Source organism: Taishania pollutisoli (assembly GCF_014518315.1).
Classification (GTDB): Bacteria; Bacteroidota; Bacteroidia; order Flavobacteriales_D; family Crocinitomicaceae; genus Taishania; species Taishania pollutisoli.
Genome location: NZ_JACVEL010000004.1, coordinates 201,244 through 219,628 on the forward strand (window position 1 = coordinate 201,244; position 18,385 = coordinate 219,628).

Genomic DNA, 18,385 nt, shown 5'->3' on the forward strand with positions numbered 1-18,385 from the left:
GTTAGACTGCTAAAGTAGTAATTTTTTGAATTGAATGTGAATTTGACACATTCAATACGTCCTGTAAAGAAAGACTTTTAATTTTCTCTGAAATTCATTATATTCGTGACTTTCACAAAAAAATATGCCTATGGGATACATCAAAATTACTCCTGTCGACAAGTGGATTATTAATCCTGTCAACCGTTTTATCAGTAAATCATCTACCGGTGGAATTGTTTTAATCATAGCCGCATTCGTCGCTATTTTTATGGCCAATTCTCCCTGGTCGGAATGGTACAATAGTTTATGGAAATATAAAATTTCGTTCGGATTGCACGATGATCTGGACCTGAACATGACGCTGCATCATTGGATCAATGACGGATTGATGGCGGTATTCTTTTTTGTAATCGGACTGGAACTCAAACGCGAAATCGTTGCCGGAGAACTTTCCAAACCGAAGAATGCGATCTTGCCTATTTTCGCCGGTTTGGGAGGAATGATTTTCCCGGCATTGATCTACACTGTGTTTAACCAGGGAACGGAATCCATGAACGGATGGGGGATTCCGATGGCGACAGATCTGGCATTTGCATTGGGAATTCTTTACCTGTTGGGTGATCGTGTTCCCGCTTCACTGAAAATTTTTCTCACAGCCTTTGCCATTGTTGATGACTTAGGATCTGTGATGGTAATCGCTATTTTCTACACGGCGGAAATTTCCATGCAGAACCTGGGAATTGGTCTGGGTGTACTCGGAGTAATGATTCTTTCCAATATACTGGGCGTGAGAAATACCTTCTATTACGGGCTTCTCGGAATTGGAGGAGTCTGGTTGTTTTTTCTGTTATCGGGAGTACATGCGACGATTGCGGCTATACTGGCAGCATTTGCGATCCCGGCCACAACGAAAATCAATGAAGTTCATTTCATTGAGAAAATGAAAATGTACCTGGAAAAATTTAAAAAAGCAGATCCGAATGACAAACCGGTGCTGACCGCTGAGCAGTTGCACATCCTGGAAGATATGGAATCATTGAATAAAAAGGCCATGTCTCCGCTTCAGAAATTGGAGCACGACATGCATCCCCTGGTTGCATTCATTGTGATGCCGATCTTTGCACTGGCGAATGCAGGTGTTGTTTTCGGTGACAATGTGTGGGCAGATGCGACTAGCAGCGTGGCGATTGGTGTAGCATCAGGCCTGATTATCGGAAAAATCATCGGAATTTTCTGTGTTTCCGGACTGATGGTTAAATTTAAACTGGCACCGATGCCCGCTGGGGTTAATTACAAGCAGTTATTCGGATTGGGATTGCTTTCTGCAATTGGATTTACAATGTCGTTGTTTATCAATGAACTGGCATTTACTCCGCTCGGAGACATAGGTGATGTATATATATCACAAGCGAAAATCGGAATTATCATTGCTTCGTTGATCGGAGGATTGAGTGGGTACTTTTTATTGCGGACGGTGGGAGCAAAAAAGAATGGGCCGGATATAGCTGAAAGTTGATTGCCAATAAAGGAATTGGTTTCTTTTGTGTAATCTTGTACTATGAAAATTCTCATCATAGGTAAAGTATGGCCTGAACCCGATTCATCTGCTGCAGGAAGGAGAATGAAACAACTGATCGCGTTATTGCAGTATCGGGGAGAAGTACATTTTGCCTGTGCAAATGCATTGACCGGGAATGAAATTGATTTGGGATCAATGGGAGTCGTTGTGCAACAAATTACATTGAACGACGACGCTGTGAATGTGTATTTCAGAGAATTGAACCCCGATCTGGTTGTCTTCGACCGGTTTTTAACAGAAGAACAATATGGTTGGAGAATCATAGAGCAATGCCCGGACGCCATCCGGGTTCTGAACACGGAAGATCTGCACTTTTTACGAAAAACCCGACAAAAATTTGTAAAAACGACCAATAGCATAGCAACGGATACGACAGTTCTTGATTTTCAGAATGAAGAGACCATGCGTGAATTGGCGTCCATCTACAGAAGCGATCTGACCCTGATGATCTCCCCGTTTGAAATGGAATTGTTGCAGCAAGAGATGCAGGTACCGGGTGAACTATTGATGTACCTGCCGTTGTTTACGGAATACAAAACCGAAAATACGACGTCATTTCAGGAGCGAAAAGATTTTCTGTTCATCGGGAATACACTCCATGAGCCAAACGCAGACGCCATCCGGATGCTGGTGGAACACATCTGGCCGGAACTTCGAAAAGAATGCCCGGCTGCGGAACTGATTATTGCCGGAGCATATCCCTCACAGCATATTTTGCAACTCGATAGTGAAAAAAATAGGATCAAAGTTGTAGGGCATGTGAAGGACCTGGATGAACTTTATAAAACGGTGCGGGTTAGTTTGATTCCACTGCGTTATGGTGCGGGAATCAAAGGTAAAATTGTGGAAACACTTGAATACGGTGTTCCGTTTGTATCGACGAGTGTGGGCACGGAAGGGATGTTTTTTGGTGCGGATTGGGAAGAATGTATTGCCGATGACTGGACATCATTTGTGCAAAAAGCGATATCGCAATATTGCGATATGACGAAATGGGAAAATTACCAAAAAATGAGAAAACAACACCTTCAAACCCACTTTGCCCGATCGCTTTTCGAACAAAATTTCCTTGATCAACTTGATAACCTGACAAAGACGATCCACGCTAAACGAAAAAAACGGTATTTCTCCAGTTTGGTGCAGCACCATTCATTGATGAGCACGCGCTATTTGTCGAAATGGATCATGGAAAAGAACAATAAAAACGTAGAATAATATTGAAAATTGCGATATTTACTATATCCCGGATGCGTTAAAGTTTGTAGGAACAGATGTCGGTCAGGTTCAAAAAAATGTTATTTTAGCAGTGATTTTTCTGAATATTAAATCTTTCAATTAAATTTGGGGCATGAGCGAGAAAAAAACGAACGAAGTAAATTTCCATTTCGGATTTAGAAAAGAAAATTACAAACTGCTTTTGATCGGTTTAGCGATCAATGTAATCGGCTTTCTGTTGATGATCGGAGGAGGTTCTGATGATCCGAATGTGTTCAAAGAAAAGGAATTGTTCAGTACAACGCGTTTAACCATTTCTCCGATTCTGATCATAGGTGGTTATGTTGTTATGATTTATGCCATCATGAAAAAAAATAAATCTGTTCAATCGAACAGCGAAGAATAAGCCCACCCGCAAATGAATTTTATTGAAGCCATCATTCTTGCCGTTATTGAAGGCTTGACTGAGTTTTTACCTGTTTCTTCTACAGGCCACATGATCATCGCCTCCACGTTTATGGGAATTGAATCCGGTGATTTTACAAAGTTATTTACTGTTGCCATCCAGTTTGGAGCCATTTTATCGGTTGTGGTTGTGTATTTCAAGCGTTTTCTCCAGTCATGGGAGTTTTATAAAAAACTTGCATTCGCTTTTATTCCGACCGGAATTATTGGTTTGTTACTCAAGTCACACATCGATGCGTTGCTTGAAAATGTATGGGTTGTTGCGACTTCACTATTGCTGGGAGGAATTGTACTTGTTTTTGTCGATAAATGGTTTGCAAAAAATGAAACAGAAGGAACAGAAGAAGTTTCTTACAAAACCGGCTTTCTGATCGGAATTTTCCAATGCATCGCCATGGTACCGGGAGTGTCACGCTCTGCTGCAACGATTATCGGAGGATTGACTCAGAAATTGACGCGAAAAGCAGCGGCAGAATTTTCTTTTTTTCTGGCCGTACCTACCATGTTTGCCGCGACAGCAAAAAGTATCTGGGATGAAAAAGAACTCTTGATGAAATCTTCAGATAATGAATGGCTACTGCTGATTGTAGGAAATATCGTCGCATTCCTTGTTGCATATATTGCGATACGAACATTTATTGCATTCCTTTCCAAAAACGGATTCAAAGCATTCGGATATTACCGTATCATTCTCGGAGCGGCATTAATCATCCTGTTACTTTCGGGAATTAACCTTCAAATTGTTGATTGATGCTGAAGGAATTTGCGCAGGGAGCAACCATTTTAATTGACAAACCACTTCATTGGACTTCGTTTGATGTGGTGAACAAAGTTCGCTGGAACCTCAAACGAAAATTAGGAGTAAAAAAAATCAAAGTGGGTCATGCAGGAACACTTGATCCGTTGGCAACAGGACTGTTGATCCTTTGCATTGGCAAAAACACGAAATTGATCGATTCCATTATGCCGGGTGAAAAGCAATATACCGGAACCATTCTGTTGGGAAAGACGACACCTTCTTTTGACCTGGAAACGGAATACAATGCTGATTTTCCGACGGAACACATCACAGCTGAATTACTGGAAGAAGTACGGCAGTCATTTTTAGGAGAACAAGACCAGGTTCCCCCTGTATTTTCGGCTAAGCAAGTAGATGGAAAACGGGCATATGACCTGGCGAGGGCAGGGAAGGAGGTAGAGCTGAAGAGCAACCGCATTCACATCTCCGATTTTCAGATCGATGCACGCAACTTTCCGCAAATAACATTCAACGTTTCATGCTCCAAGGGAACGTATATTCGTTCCATCGCCAGTGATTTTGGTCAACGGTTAAATTCCGGTGGCACCTTGATCGAGTTGCGCCGTGTTCGCTCGGGAGAATACCAAATCGAAGATGCAAAACAAGTAGATGAATGGCTTGAATTCATTGAAAAAGCAGAGTTATAATCATACCTGAAACGGAAACGACGCAATGGTAGATCCGTCGGATAATTTTCGAAGCACTACCTGATAGGTTCCCATTTCCCATCCTTGTACTGTTAGCCCGAATTTGAAACTGTGTTTTATATCTTTCTCAATCAGTTCTTTGGTTGGCATGGTCGCTTTTACTTCATTCGTAGAATTAACTACGACAATTTCAAATTCCGTTGTTTCTTTTAATGTCACTTCTAAATTTCCCTTTACTGCTATAGTAGCACGTTGGATAGGGCGTCCGGGTTCCGCGAGAACGGTTTGCCCGCTGGTATACCAGGGATCTTTTTGCTTTGTCAATACAGCGATGTGCTCCCGTAGTTTTTTGTCTGCAGGTGTAAGCGGTTCAATGGCAGCGATGGATTCCTGGTCTGTCAATGCCCATACAGCAGCCTGGTAATTGACAGGTGAAGGTTTATTGGTCTTTAAAAATGTCAATAGAGAATGTAGTTGTGCGTTGCTGGTTGTCCCGACCTTGAACCGATTGTCGAGACGGGGAGTCATTTTGCTTAGCTGTGTGCAGTAACCGCCCACATGGATCGATTTTGTTTCTTTTCCGTTCAACGCCAGTTGTTTTTCTTCGATGTTCATTAACACTTGTTCGTTACCACCTTCAGGTTGAAAGATCGTACCTCCGGGAATGGAAACGGTGATCATTTGAGCAGTGGTATTGCTGATCGTTAATAAAACACCGTTGTTACCCAATTTTTTATAGGTTGGAACAACAGTAATTTTCCCGGTTTTCAACGCTTCGTTGATGTCAATAGTGGAGGCTGTTCCACAGAATGCCAGGATGGAGAAGGCAAGGGAGAGGAGCGATTTCATAATATCTGATTTTCAGTGTAACGGTTTCATTGTTTGTTGGTTACAATGCTTCCGAAATTCACTTAGCTGGAAATCAGATGCTGCTACAGTCGAAACGCACCTGTTCTTGCCAACTGCTTGAAAAACTCCTTTTCTGACAAGTCAATGATTCTTGCTCCCGGAAAATAAAACCGGGCAATTTGCCTGAAATCGTATCCTGAACGTGCCATTTTCATTGCCCCTTCCTGGCACAAACCAACACCGTGGCCAAATCCTCTTCCGCTGATAACAACTTCTTCTCCTTCCAAATGTGTAGAGAAAAAAGTAGACCTCAATCCGTATTTCTGGCGGATATCTCTGAGCGGAATTCCCAAAGCAGGCGTCAGGTAAAATGCTTTTCGTTCATCCTGTGTAAAATTGTACAGTTGATCTTTCCACAAACTGTCCTTAATGGGATAATTGAATTGGGTAACCATGTAATTTTCCCAATCGGTCTTCGGAATGCGTTTCTCCCATTTTGCCTGCTTGGTATAAATACAAAATGTATCTACGAATGTCGTCAGGTACGGAATCGGGTTGTTCCATACATAGTCCGGTTCACAGGTTTGTCCTCCGCAGTTGGCATGAAAATAAGAATCGATCAGTTGGTTATTGGCATCCAGCATCACACTTCCCGAAGTACTTTGAACGGCTTCCCGGATCAATGGCGTAAACCGGAGCATGCTGTGGTAAGCCTGGCAATGAACCCTGTCACACAGGGAAAATCCTTCTTTGATGTGTTTATTCACATATTTCAGGGCATACGTTCTGCTCATCAATGCCTGCACCTTGTAATATTCGATGTGCTGCCCGCCCCCACCTTCGGATTCTACAACGCCGGAAAGGTAATTGTCAATGTCTACCAGGTTGACGATTGTAATGGCATTGTCCGACACTGTCAGTTCGACATCATCTTCATATTTCCGGGGTTTGATGGACGTATTGGAACGCGGATCCAGTGTAATGGAAGATCCGATGTTATTCTGATGTACAACAATTTTGGCATACAGTCCTTTATCGACTACCCCCATTTTCAGACGGAGTTTTTTTCCTTCAACGGAAACATCGATGAATTCATTCGGGAGAATGGATCCGAAATGGGTTGTATCAGCGTAAATGGCATAGCTACCTGAATTATACGCAAGGATGATTCGTTTGATCGTATAGTCACGAAAAACCCCTATTCTCATCTGCTGGGTCATCGCAAACGAGTTTAGTAAAAAGATAAAAACGATTGAAATAAGAAGTTTCACATTACAAAAATACAGGTGAAATATGTATGATTGAACACGCTACACATTAGTTTTCAACACCGATTGTGCAATTTTTTTACTGGCACCTCCTCCTCCGAGGATTTCTTTCATTGTTTTGTAATCCGCCAGCATCTGTTCCCGCTTCGTTCCCCCGATCACAAGCCGGTTCAATTCTCCCCGGATGGATGTCGGATTGCACTCTTTCTGAATCAGTTCTTTTACAACTTCTCTGTCCATAATCAGGTTGACCAGTGAAATGAATTTGATTTTGATCAGTTGCCGGGCAATCAGGTAGGAAATCGGAGAACCGATGTAACAGACAACTTCCGGAACTTCAAACAAAGCTGTTTCCAGTGTTGCGGTTCCTGAAGTGACAATGGCTGCTTCTGCATTGGACAACAAATCGTATGTCTGGGAATGGACGATACTCACGTTGGAATATTCCTGTAAAAAAGGCTGATAAAACGATGCATCCAGGCTGGGAGCTCCCGCCACAATTACCTGATATCCTTTCAACTCTTTCACTGCCTCAAGCATGATCGGGAGTTTTTTCTTCACTTCTTGTTTTCTGCTTCCGGGTAAAATTGCAATAACCGGACATTCTTTTAAGCTGTTTCGTTCAAAAAACCGGGTTTCTGAAACCTGCGATTTATAGTTTTCAATAGCATCCAGCAAAGGGTGCCCCACGTAGGTCACCTCAAAATTGAATTGCCTGTAGAAATCTTTTTCGAACGGGAGAATAACGTACATTTCATCGACGACTTTTTTTATGGTATGCACCCGGTTTTGTTTCCAGGCCCACACTTGCGGAGAAATGTAATAAATGACTCTGATGCCCTGCTCGTGTGCCCATTCGGCGATTCGCAGGTTGAACCCGGGATAATCAATCAGGATCAGCGCATCCGGTTTGTAGTGCAGGATATCATTTTTGCAGAATTTCAGGTTGCCTAAAATGGTACGAAGGTTCATCAATACCTCCACAAATCCCATAAATGCCAGTTCTTTGATGTGCTTTACACGTGTTCCTCCGGCTTTTGACATTTCGTCACCTCCCCAGAAGCGAAAATCGCAATCCGGTTGCTCCTGCAGCATGGCTTTCATCAGGTTGCTCCCATGCAGATCCCCCGATGCTTCTCCCGCGATGACATAGTACCTGTGTGCCATCAGAGCAAGAATTTAAAGACCAACATTGCCAGTAAATCCAGTACCGTTGCAACAATCAATCCCTGCCCGAATGCCCATTTCTGCTGTCTGATCGAGACAAAATGAAACCACGGGAGGTTTCCGATTGCTGCCAGTGAAATGACTTTTGCTGTGAATTCATGCATGAATGTGAACCGTTGAAAATTGACATTAAACGACATACCATTCCGCAGGGAAAAAATCCAGATGACGATGAAAACACAGGCAATAATTGTCAGAATACCGACGATTAATCCTTTTGTATGTTCTTTTGACCAGTTTCTTAAGTTCATTATTTCCAGTTTTTTAATTCTTCAATTGCAGCATGTGCCGTCATGTCAAATTGTGTCGGAACGATGGTTGCATATCCTTCGTTGATGTAATGCAGATCCGTGTCTTCTTCCGTTTCAATTTCCTGGAATTTACCTGTCAGCCAATAGTAGGAATGCCCGAAGGGATCCTGACGCTGTTCAAAACGGTCATCCCAATAAGCAGCCGCCTGCTTACAGAATTTAACTCCTTTGATTTCATTTGCCGGTAATTTCGGAATATTGACATTCAGACAAATGTGGTGTGGAAACTGATTTCTCAGTACCAGTTCTGTTACTTCCGCTACAATTTTTTGTGCTCCCGAAAAATCGGCATCCGCTGCAAAATCACACAGCGAAAACCCGATCGAAGGGATGTTTTCCATAGCACCTTCCACCGCTGCGGACATGGTTCCTGAATACAGCACATTCGTAGAAAAATTCGCTCCGTGATTGATTCCTGACACCAACAAATCCGGTTTTCTTTTCAACACTTCATAAATTCCCAGTTTGACACAATCAACCGGTGTTCCCGTGGTGGAATATGCCTCAATATCCGGGAAAATCTTCGATCTGTCCATGCGTAGCGGGTGATTGACGGTAATTGCGTGTCCCATTCCGGATTGCGGCTTATCCGGAGCAACAACAACGACATCCCCGAATTGAATCATTGAACGAATCAACGCATCAATCCCCTTCGCTGCAATCCCATCGTCGTTTGTGATTAAAATTAAAGGTTTCCCCATCACTATTAAAATTCTGTTTTGTGCGAAAGTAACAAATATTGGACGAACTTCGGTGTTCTATGCGCTCGTTTTGTGTTTCTCAGCAATTGATCATATATGAATTAAGAATCAAACTACAGTTAATTGTGGTATTATTCTGATAACTATCGGAGTGATAACAGGTGTTTGAAAATGAACCACATAGGTACATAGGTGTGTGTAATGAGGTATTAGTGGCACATAGCAGTTCACTTCGTTTGCTGCGGGAGTGAATCAAATCGTTGATTAACAACTATTCTTTTGTACATTTAATGCAATCATTAGAATTATGTTGCGATTTTTAATGCTATCGATCGGTCTTATTTTTTTCTCTCCGCTTTTTTCTCAGGAAGAAGAGAACCTTAAATCTGTTTATTTTCCAGAATACCCTGCAAGGGAAGATGTGTCTGATTTTGCTGAAGAGGAAGCGGAATTCCCTGAGGGAGCAACCGAAATGATACGGTATTTGAGCAAAAATTTAAAATTCACCGGCGATACGCTAACACTCGTATCCGAATGTATTCTCAATAAAATCAATATCCGTTTTATCGTTGAGCAAGATGGTTCTGTTACAGGCATACAATTCAAAAATTACAATTCGAATTGTCCTGAATTTTATGAAGAAGTAACGAAAATACTATCATCCATGCCCAAATGGAATCCCGCTCTGAGTGAGGGAATGAAGATAACAACTTACTTCTATCTCCCGATACATATAAAATGGAATTAAATTCTGTAACAGACAACAAATCTAAGATTGCTATTTCTGCATATCGTCATATCGCAATATTGCGATATGCACATTTCCGATGCAAAACAGGAGACTATTATTCTGATTTTGCAGATCGCGTCCACTTCGCTTCCGCAACCAATGCATCTATCTGCTTTTCAAAAACAAGAATTGATTCCGGGTAGTTGTGCCTTCTTTTTACTTCTTTCCGTTTCCCGTCGATAACAATGGAGGAAACGTGTGTCGGTAAATCGGTTACAGGACTGTCATATACATCATTCAATGACATGTAATTAATTTCCTTTGCTGTTTTCGTTAGCGTAGCAAGTTGATCTTTCGTGAAACGGGCTGTATAGGTCCCGACCATATCCACATTGTCTTTTCCTTCGTATACTGCATAACCGGAATTGTAGATCTTAACGGTATATACCGGGCATTTACCAAAACAATAACCTCTGTCCAATGATGCGAAAAGGGAATCAGACGCTGTTACTTTCCCCGTTTGGGAAGTCTGGTTGTTTGCTTCCGGATCTGTTGCTATCTTTTTAGAAGCACAGGAAACCTGCATTCCGACAACTACCATCAACAAGGAGGAAAATGAACCTATTTTCATAACTTAACGATTTTATACGGAAAAATAACAAAAATCCAGCCAAAGACCGAATCTGTGCGTATTAATTTGAAACTTTCATCGCTTCCAGGTAGCGATTCAGATTTGCATTTTCTTTCAATGTGTCTGCTCCGATGAACAACACATTCTTGCATCCGTTTCGTTCCAGCCACAAAGAGAAGTTGGAAACACCTACCATCAATGTACCGTTGATATCAATGCGTTGAACAGGTTTCAACGAGTCGTCAAATAATTTGCGAATATCTAACAAGTCTTTTTCAACATCCGAATTCTGGTTGAAAATCACAAGCCCCTCTACAGCCTTATCAAATCCGTCTTCAAGCGGAAGTTCTTCGACTTCCAATCCGTTTGAAGCAGCCCAATCCGCTATTAAAGCACCAAAAGATGAGCCCGGCTTAATAAATATCTTTCTTAATTTCATGTCTTTATGTGAAAATCCGCATTCGGATTAGCCGGCAAAGGTAATCATTAGATTTAATCCTGCCGTTAAAATTTATTATTAATACCCTAATATTTTTAAAAAGTCATTGGCGGTTTGCTCTTCGCTGAAGATCTCCGTATGGATTTTTCCTTCCTGGTCGCGCTGAATGAGAACGTGTCTCGGTTCAGGGATCAGGCAGTGTTTTAACCCTCCGAAACCACCAACTGTTTCCTGGTAAGCTCCGGTGTTAAAAAAGCCGATATACAGCGGATCGTTTCGATCAAAACGCGGGAGATAAATGGCATTGGCATGTTGTTCAGAGTTGTAATAATCATCTGAATCACAGGTTAATCCTCCAAGTAAAACGCGCTCGTAATCTTCATTCCAACGGTTGATCGGCAACATGATGAACCGCTTGTTAATTGCCCAGGTGTCCGGAAGGTTGGTCATGAATGACGAGTCGATCATGTTCCATTTCTCCCTGTCATTTTGTTGCTTCTGGTGCAATACGCGGAAAATCGCCCCGCCGCTTTCTCCGACTGTAAACGAACCAAATTCCGTAAAAATATTCGGCTCCGGAATGTCATTATCGGAACAAACACGTTTGATCTGCATCAGGATTTCACGCACCATGTAGGCATAGTCATAATCAAACGCCAGTGACTGCTTGATTGGGAATCCCCCTCCGATGTTCAGTGAATCCAATGTCGGGCAGACTTTTTTCAGGTCGCAATAGACACGCAAACATTTGGTCAACTCATTCCAGTAATAGGAGTTATCGTTGATTCCCGTATTGATGAAAAAGTGGAGCATCTTCACTTTCACCCGTGGGTTGTTTTCCAGGATTGCTTTATAAAAAGGAACAATTTCCCGGTAACGGATTCCAAGGCGGGAGGTATAAAACTCGAACTTCGGTTCTTCTTCCGATGCGATACGGATTCCGATGTGAATGTCCTTGTCCGTCTTCGCCAACAAATCCTGTACTTCCTGCGTATTATCTACAATCGGAATCACACGTAATTTATCTTCTTCGATCAGCCCTGCAATGTTGTCAATGTATTTCGGTGGCTTGAAGCCGTTACAGATCACAAACTGACCGTCTTTCAATTTTCCCTGTTCATTGAGTTTTTTAACGATGTCAATATCAAACGCAGATGACGTTTCGATGTGTACATCGTTTTTCATAACTTCGTCCATGACAAACGAAAAATGAGAACTTTTGGTACAATAGGAATAATGATACGCTCCCTGGTAACCGATGTTGTTCATCGTTTCCCTGAACCATCCTTTTGCACGTTGAATATTGTGTGAAATCTGGGGCAGGTAATTGAACTTGAGTGGTGTTCCGTATTTTTCCACCAGTCTCATCAGGTCAATTCCATGAAACATCAAACGATCTTCAACCAGGTTGAACTCATCCTGCGGAAAATCGAACGTCTGGTCAATCAGATCTATGTATTTTGTTCTCATTTACACCGTTAAAATTAATGTTCGAATGATCAATTACTTCACACGAACAGTTAATACATCATTTTCTTTGGTTACTGCCGCAACTCCCATTTTTGTCAGGGCTTTTATCCCCAAATCCCATTGTTTGTTACTCAGACCCGTTTGGTTTTTCAACGCATTCAACTCCATTTCTTTTTCTGCGGAAAGGATATCGAAAATGGCTTTTTCATTTTCGGACAGCGTTAGTTTTTTCGCTTCCGGGCGCATTTGCGGGAAGAACAGTACTTCCTGGATGGACGGATTATTTGTCAAAAACATGATCAAACGATCCATTCCGATTCCCAATCCTGAAGTAGGCGGCATTCCATATTCCAGTGCACGTAGAAAATCCTGATCAATAAACTGTCCTGCCTCGTCATCCCCTTTTTCTGCCAGGCGTACTTGCTCTTCGAAGCGCTCACGCTGATCAATGGGGTCATTCAATTCCGAGTACGCATTTGCAATTTCCTTGCCACAAACCATCAACTCAAAACGTTCGGTAAGTTCCGGATCGTTTCGGTGTGACTTACACAGCGGTGACATTTCTTTCGGGTAATCGGTGATAAATGTTGGCTGGATATAATTTCCTTCACATTTTTCCCCGAAGATTTCATCAATGAGTTTTCCTTTCCCCATTGTTTCATTTACGTCGATGCCCATTCCTTTTGCAGCTGCACGCAATTCATCTTCTGATTTCCCGGCAATATCAAATCCTGTAAAATCCAGGATCGACTGACGCATCGTTACCCGTGCATACGGCGCTTTGAAGTCAACTTTATGTTCCCCGAATGTAGCTTCTGTTGTTCCGTTCACAGCGATCGCGCAATGTTCCAGCAATCGTTCGGTGAAGTCCATCATCCAGTTGTAATCTTTGTAGGAAACATAAATTTCCATTGCTGTAAATTCCGGGTTGTGTGTCCGGTCCATTCCTTCGTTTCGGAAGTTTTTGGAAAATTCATACACACCGTCAAATCCACCAACAATCAGTCGTTTCAGGTATAGCTCATTCGCAATCCGCATGTACAGCGGAATATCCAGTGCATTGTGGTGTGTCACAAACGGACGAGCAGCGGCTCCTCCCGGAATGGATTGCAAAATCGGTGTTTCCACTTCCATGTAGCCGGCATCGTTAAAAAACTGGCGCATGGCATTGAACAACTTTGTTCGTTTAATGAATATCTCTTTTACATGCGGGTTTACTACCAGGTCAGCATATCGTTGACGGTAGCGCATTTCAGGATCTGTAAATGCATCGTGTACTTTTCCATCCGCATCTGTTTTCGGCAATGGAAGCGGTTTCAGTGATTTACTCAGCAGTGTAAATTCTTTAACATTCACAGATGTTTCACCAACCTGCGTTTTGAACACAGTTCCTTTTATACCGATGAAATCACCCAGATCCAGTAATTTCTTGAAGACTTCGTTGTACAATGTTTTATCTTCTCCCGGACACATTTCATCCCGGTTAAAGTAAACCTGAATCCGTCCTGTGGAATCCTGCAGTTCGATAAAACTTGCTTTTCCCATAACGCGTTGACTCATCATTCGTCCCGCAATACAAACCTCCTTATTGTCTTCGAACTTTTCCTTGATGTCCTTTGCATAGTCCGTTACCGGGTATAATGCTGCAGGGTATGGATCGATGCCCATTTCCCGTATCTTGTTCAACGTTTCTCTGCGTTGAATCTCCTGATCGGATAGTTCGATAAAACTCATAATTTTCTATTCTTTTTTTGTGGGACTGCAAATTTAGGTAAATACTAAATATCTGCCACAGATTCACGGATTAAATTGAAACAGGAGTGCCTAAAAATTGCATTTGTACTGTTTTTCTCACTGCAATTACATATTTTTGCAGAATAAATTATAGATGTTATGCTTATTCCAATCGGTTGCGACCACGCAGGATTTCAATTAAAACAGGAACTGATCAGTTACCTGGAAGAAAAAGGGTACGAGGTAAAGGATTTTGGTTGTTATTCCGAAGAAAGTATTGATTATGCGGATTATGCGCACCCGGTAGCGGAATTGGTGGAACAAAACAAAGGAATGCGTGGCATTCTGATTTGCGGATCGGGCAACGGAATCAACATGACGGCCAATAAGCATCAGGGAATTCGTTCGGCACTTTGCTGGCAGCCGGAAATTGCAAAGCTGGCACGGGAGCACAACGACGCGAATATCATCGCATTGCCTGCACGATTTATCTCTTCTGAAAGTGCGAAAGAAATGATCGATCTGTTCTTTTCAACTGACTTTGAGGGGGGAAGACACCAAAAACGCATCGAAAAGATTCCGTTCTGTTAACCCGGGGTTAAAAAAGTTTGAACGGATGTAGTACGTTTTCAAAAAAACTTTATACATTTGTCGCCCGTTGGTAAAAGAATCAACGGGTAATATTTTGAAATGCATTACGCGAGAATAGCTCAGTTGGTAGAGCACGACCTTGCCAAGGTCGGGGTCGCGGGTTCGAATCCCGTTTCTCGCTCACAGAAAGAAGCGGGGTTTCCCGTTCTTTTGATAGATATACCGAATGCTCGAGTGGTGGAATCGGTAGACACGCCGGACTTAAAATCCTGTGCCCTTTTGGGCGTGCGGGTTCAAGTCCCGCCTCGAGTACACAACCCCGTCAGAAATGGCGGGGTTTTTGTTTTTAAAAATGCTTACAATGGGGCTTCCACCCTTTGTTTGTAAGGAAGTCTGGCTTTTATTAGTCAGACTTTTTTTGTTTTGTATTCCTGGACTCGTTGTTGCCTCATGTGTGTTTGTATTCAGGTAAGGATTTTTGGAAAGATGAAAGATAGTCCCTAAATGACTTCACTAGTGACAAAGCTGAATGATAAAAATTATGATACCTATCACAAGGACCAGAATGAAATAATTTTGATACATGTCTTTTTTTGCATAGTGCTCGTACTTTTCCCTTCGAAATCATTGACTCCTCATCTAATAAAAGCACCCGAGAAGTTTAGCAGGTATACCAAAATGAATTCAACAATAATTTATAGAATTAATTTCATTTTCTGTATAAAACAATAATGAGGAAGTGAATTGATAACATTACCAATCTATTTGATTTTCTATCCATGTTTTGAAGCTCCACTCAGGCTTATGTGTTATCCCTAAAAAAGTGTATCTATATATGCTATCAACTAATACATCCAGTTCCTTTTTTCCTTCACAATAGATCATTATAACAAGTCTTACATCTATTTCTTTGTGAGAATCATGCGACATATTTAAGCTCGATAAATTCAGACAATCAGAAAAATTGTTCAAAACACTTGTGTCAGAAATAATTTTCCTTTTGATCCAATCAGATTTTATTGACAAGAACGTAGCTTTTGTATATGAAATTGGAGCCGTGAGGGTTTTAGGAAGATATATTAATTCAATGCTATCAATTTTTATTGAAAGATTCTGACTAAAGCTAAACATTGTTATGCACATTAGTGGTATAGAAATAAGAAACCTCATTCTTTAGGATATTAACATAGATCTACTTATTTATATAGTTTCCTTATCTCATTTTTAAGTGTTGATGTTGTTCCTCCTTCTTAAAGTTTTGCGGATAAAGTGTACTGAATTAGACAAAGATACATGTTTAAGTTGGATTATTAACATGTTGAATGTATTCCTTTTTTGTCAGATTTATATCAAAAAAACCAAGTGTCAACGATGCTTGTTTTTCTTTCCTATTTTTCAGGATACTTCTTATTTTCGTTAAGTTTACATTTGTTGAGGGGCGCTTCACAGGAAGTAGATTTGCAGTTAGTCTGGAAATGGATACTCCAAAATAAAATGAGACACTTGTGATAACATAAACAAAATAATCTATTTTAGCACCGTTAAATTGTACAATGTAACAAACCACTTAAAAATTAATACAACAACTACTATGAACAAACTATTAATCAGGAATATCGGATGGATCGTATTAATTGCGGTATGGAGTTTTTTAGCAGGTGCCTACTTTAATCTTGGATGGGTTCGCAATCATTCGGTGGATTACAAAACAGGATTCTTCATAGGTGGAATAGGGATGTGGATTGTGTTTATCGGAATGGGAATACTGATCTACCGGTTTGCAAAAAAGAACGGGGCTCAGGATCCGGCAAAACCTGCTCTTTACGTTGTGAGTTTCTTTACGATCTGCTTTTTAATTATCGCATCGATCAAGTACAACGATGTGAAAAAAGACAAATTTGTTGACGATCTTGAATATAGTTTTGTTGACTATTACACCTACAAGGCAGCTGAAAAAGGATTAAAAATCACTGATTTGAAATGGGAATTGCAAGATCTGTATTTATTCATTCGGTATGATTTAAAATCACATGCTGAACTTGAGAAGATCATGCGGCTGGAAACCGAAGAGGCTGTTTTTGAAGAAAACAAGGTAATTGCTGAATTATGTATCAATGCATTGGAATTAACTGAGAAATCGAAGTATCCTTCACCTGAAGGAATGAAAGAGTTATTTGAATAAGGTTTTGTTCTAAAAAGTATTTTACCACAGATTTTATTGCTCGGTTATAAACAACGATCATAGCACTTATTTTACTGTAGGTGTTGATTTATCTAATTAACAGAACACTAACAAAAAAGTTACCCCGAATTGTTTCCACAAGTCCGGAAAAATGAATAATTTTGCCCTGTTATGAACCGTTTTTTCCATACAACAATGATCGCAAAACCCTGGATTGCCTAACCGGGGGAACAGGAATGCTCCTCCGATTATTTGTGTGAAGACAACGTCCTGTTGATCTTCTTTGTTGTAGTTGATAATCATTTCAAAAAAAATTCATGGAAAATAATCAGTGGTTTCGTACCTATCTATTTATATGGGCCGGTCAGTTTGTATCGATGATCAGCAGTTATTCCGTCCACTTTGCCGTTATTATCTGGCTCAGTCTGAAACACCAGTCTGCCGAAGTACTCGCACTGGCTGGAATTGCCGGATTGCTCCCGCAAGCCATTATCGGTCCGTTTGCAGGTGTATTTATTGATCGCTGGGACCGCAAGCTGGTCATGATTCTGGCCGATGCGTTCATTGCTCTGTGTACGTTTGTGATGACCTTTATTATGAACGATGGGGATCCGAACCTGGTATTGGTCTACTTCCTGTTGGGATGTCGTTCTGTCGGAAATGCATTCCATGCTCCGGCCATGCAGGCAGTTGCTCCGTTGATTGTACCCGAACAGGAATTGCTGCGTGTATCGGGGATTAACCAGATGTTGCAATCGTTCAGTGGAATTGCCGGTCCTGCTTTGGGAACATTGGCCATTACTTATTTCCCGATTGCAAAAGTATTGTACCTTGACATCATCGGGGCACTGGTAGCCATTACCTCGTTGTTTTTTGTATCCATTCCCCGGTTAAAACGTGAGAAAACAAAGCCTTCTTTCTCATCGGTGATTCATGAATTGAAGGAAGGAGTGCAGGCGGTTTACCACAATAAAGGACTTTCACTGTTATTCCTGTTTGCGATGATCGTTACCTTTTTCATCATGCCGGTAGCCATTATGTTTCCGCTACTGACCACCGGGCATTACGCCGGAGGAAAATGGGAAATGGGACTCATCGAAATTATCTGGGGTGTTGGCATGCTGATTGGCGGATCGATACTGGGTATTATGCGGGTAAAGACTTCCAAAATCGTGCTGATTAATGCGATGCACATCATTATTGGATTAACCTTTACTTTTTCGGGATTCTTTCCCGGTACATGGTTTCTTGGTTTTGTTGTACTGACAGCATTCGGGGGAGTGGCACTTTCTATCTTTTCAGCAGCGTTTATGACGATCCTGCAGGAGGAGGTCGATCCGGATAAACTGGGTAGAGTTTTCTCCCTGTACTTTAGCATGGCGATGCTTCCCAGTATTGTCGGGCTGTTGTTTACAGGGAGTATTGCGGAAAATGTGGGAGTTCCATATTCCTTCATTGTATCCGGTATACTTGTCTCACTCGTGGGAGTGATTTCATTTTTTGTCCCGTCGCTGATGAAGTTGGGAAAACAAGAGTAGGGTGTTACATTCAGTATTTATTTCACC

18 protein-coding genes and 2 tRNA genes are annotated in these 18,385 nt (G+C 41.5%); 11 read left to right on the top strand and 9 right to left on the bottom strand.

Annotated features, from left to right (window positions below; genetic code table 11):
• Nucleotides 1-130: 130 nt before the first annotated feature.
• The 5 genes from nhaA to truB all read left to right on the top strand — a co-directional run bounded on the left by nhaA (nucleotide 131) and on the right by truB (nucleotide 4,687).
• A complete protein-coding gene (gene nhaA, locus H9Y05_RS07990) occupies nucleotides 131-1,498 on the top strand; it encodes a Na+/H+ antiporter NhaA (RefSeq protein WP_216713989.1) in 1,368 nt (455 codons plus the stop codon).
• 42 nt (nucleotides 1,499-1,540) lie between these two features.
• Nucleotides 1,541-2,776 (top strand): glycosyltransferase, encoded by a 1,236-nt coding sequence (locus H9Y05_RS07995; RefSeq protein WP_216713990.1) that lies wholly within the window; start codon nucleotides 1,541-1,543, stop codon nucleotides 2,774-2,776.
• A 133-nt stretch (nucleotides 2,777-2,909) separates the two neighbouring features.
• The gene (locus H9Y05_RS08000; RefSeq protein WP_163489789.1) at nucleotides 2,910-3,182 is read left to right on the top strand and encodes a DUF3098 domain-containing protein; all 273 of its coding nucleotides are present in this window, start codon (nucleotides 2,910-2,912) and stop codon (nucleotides 3,180-3,182) included.
• A gap of 12 nt (nucleotides 3,183-3,194) precedes the next feature.
• Nucleotides 3,195-3,992: an undecaprenyl-diphosphate phosphatase gene (locus H9Y05_RS08005; RefSeq protein WP_216713991.1), complete on the top strand. Its 798-nt coding sequence runs from the start codon at nucleotides 3,195-3,197 to the stop codon at nucleotides 3,990-3,992.
• Complete coding sequence (gene truB / locus H9Y05_RS08010) at nucleotides 3,992-4,687, top strand: tRNA pseudouridine(55) synthase TruB (RefSeq protein ID WP_216713992.1); 696 nt, start codon at nucleotides 3,992-3,994, stop codon at nucleotides 4,685-4,687. The genes H9Y05_RS08005 and truB overlap by 1 nt, the downstream gene beginning before the upstream one ends.
• Here the strand turns inward: truB and H9Y05_RS08015 are convergent, their stop codons facing one another.
• From H9Y05_RS08015 to surE, 5 genes are all read right to left on the bottom strand, one after another.
• Complete coding sequence (locus H9Y05_RS08015) at nucleotides 4,688-5,536, bottom strand: hypothetical protein (RefSeq protein ID WP_216713993.1); 849 nt, start codon at nucleotides 5,534-5,536, stop codon at nucleotides 4,688-4,690.
• An 83-nt stretch (nucleotides 5,537-5,619) separates the two neighbouring features.
• Nucleotides 5,620-6,756 carry a SpoIID/LytB domain-containing protein gene (locus H9Y05_RS08020; RefSeq protein ID WP_216713994.1) on the bottom strand — a complete coding sequence of 379 codons (1,137 nt, stop codon included), beginning with the start codon at nucleotides 6,754-6,756 and terminating at the stop codon, nucleotides 5,620-5,622.
• A gap of 90 nt (nucleotides 6,757-6,846) precedes the next feature.
• Nucleotides 6,847-7,971 (bottom strand): lipid-A-disaccharide synthase, encoded by a 1,125-nt coding sequence (gene lpxB, locus H9Y05_RS08025; RefSeq protein WP_163489794.1) that lies wholly within the window; start codon nucleotides 7,969-7,971, stop codon nucleotides 6,847-6,849.
• Nucleotides 7,971-8,282, bottom strand: a complete 312-nt coding sequence (locus H9Y05_RS08030; RefSeq protein WP_163489795.1) for a hypothetical protein — start codon at nucleotides 8,280-8,282, stop codon at nucleotides 7,971-7,973. Before H9Y05_RS08030 ends, lpxB begins: the two co-directional genes overlap by 1 nt.
• A complete protein-coding gene (surE, locus tag H9Y05_RS08035) occupies nucleotides 8,282-9,043 on the bottom strand; it encodes a 5'/3'-nucleotidase SurE (protein WP_205729510.1) in 762 nt (253 codons plus the stop codon). Before surE ends, H9Y05_RS08030 begins: the two co-directional genes overlap by 1 nt.
• A gap of 307 nt (nucleotides 9,044-9,350) precedes the next feature.
• On the opposite strand from surE, the gene H9Y05_RS08040 reads away from it, so the two are divergent.
• Nucleotides 9,351-9,791 carry an energy transducer TonB gene (locus tag H9Y05_RS08040; protein ID WP_216713995.1) on the top strand — a complete coding sequence of 147 codons (441 nt, stop codon included), beginning with the start codon at nucleotides 9,351-9,353 and terminating at the stop codon, nucleotides 9,789-9,791.
• Nucleotides 9,792-9,888: 97 nt separating this feature from the next.
• Here H9Y05_RS08040 and H9Y05_RS08045 read toward each other — a convergent pair whose 3' ends face one another.
• From H9Y05_RS08045 to lysS, 4 genes are all read right to left on the bottom strand, one after another.
• Nucleotides 9,889-10,404 (bottom strand): DUF6438 domain-containing protein, encoded by a 516-nt coding sequence (locus H9Y05_RS08045; RefSeq protein ID WP_216713996.1) that lies wholly within the window; start codon nucleotides 10,402-10,404, stop codon nucleotides 9,889-9,891.
• A 61-nt stretch (nucleotides 10,405-10,465) separates the two neighbouring features.
• Nucleotides 10,466-10,843, bottom strand: coding sequence for a hypothetical protein (locus tag H9Y05_RS08050; protein ID WP_163489798.1), 378 nt, complete (start codon nucleotides 10,841-10,843; stop codon nucleotides 10,466-10,468).
• A 78-nt stretch (nucleotides 10,844-10,921) separates the two neighbouring features.
• Nucleotides 10,922-12,313, bottom strand: coding sequence for a type III PLP-dependent enzyme domain-containing protein (locus H9Y05_RS08055; protein ID WP_163489799.1), 1,392 nt, complete (start codon nucleotides 12,311-12,313; stop codon nucleotides 10,922-10,924).
• A gap of 33 nt (nucleotides 12,314-12,346) precedes the next feature.
• Complete coding sequence (gene lysS, locus H9Y05_RS08060) at nucleotides 12,347-14,047, bottom strand: lysine--tRNA ligase (protein ID WP_216713997.1); 1,701 nt, start codon at nucleotides 14,045-14,047, stop codon at nucleotides 12,347-12,349.
• A gap of 159 nt (nucleotides 14,048-14,206) precedes the next feature.
• Between lysS and rpiB the strand changes: the two genes are divergently transcribed.
• The 5 genes from rpiB (at nucleotide 14,207) to H9Y05_RS08085 (ending at nucleotide 18,358) form a co-directional block, all read left to right on the top strand.
• Entirely contained in the window at nucleotides 14,207-14,638 is a 432-nt protein-coding gene (gene rpiB / locus H9Y05_RS08065; RefSeq protein ID WP_163489801.1) for a ribose 5-phosphate isomerase B, read from the top strand.
• A 108-nt stretch (nucleotides 14,639-14,746) separates the two neighbouring features.
• A tRNA-Gly gene (locus H9Y05_RS08070) sits at nucleotides 14,747-14,819 on the top strand.
• Nucleotides 14,820-14,866: 47 nt separating this feature from the next.
• Nucleotides 14,867-14,950 (top strand) — tRNA-Leu (locus H9Y05_RS08075).
• Between the two features lie 1,279 nt (nucleotides 14,951-16,229).
• Complete coding sequence (locus H9Y05_RS08080; protein ID WP_216713998.1) at nucleotides 16,230-16,820, top strand: hypothetical protein; 591 nt, start codon at nucleotides 16,230-16,232, stop codon at nucleotides 16,818-16,820.
• A 317-nt stretch (nucleotides 16,821-17,137) separates the two neighbouring features.
• The gene (locus H9Y05_RS08085) at nucleotides 17,138-18,358 is read left to right on the top strand and encodes an MFS transporter (RefSeq protein ID WP_216713999.1); all 1,221 of its coding nucleotides are present in this window, start codon (nucleotides 17,138-17,140) and stop codon (nucleotides 18,356-18,358) included.
• Nucleotides 18,359-18,385 lie beyond the last annotated feature (27 nt).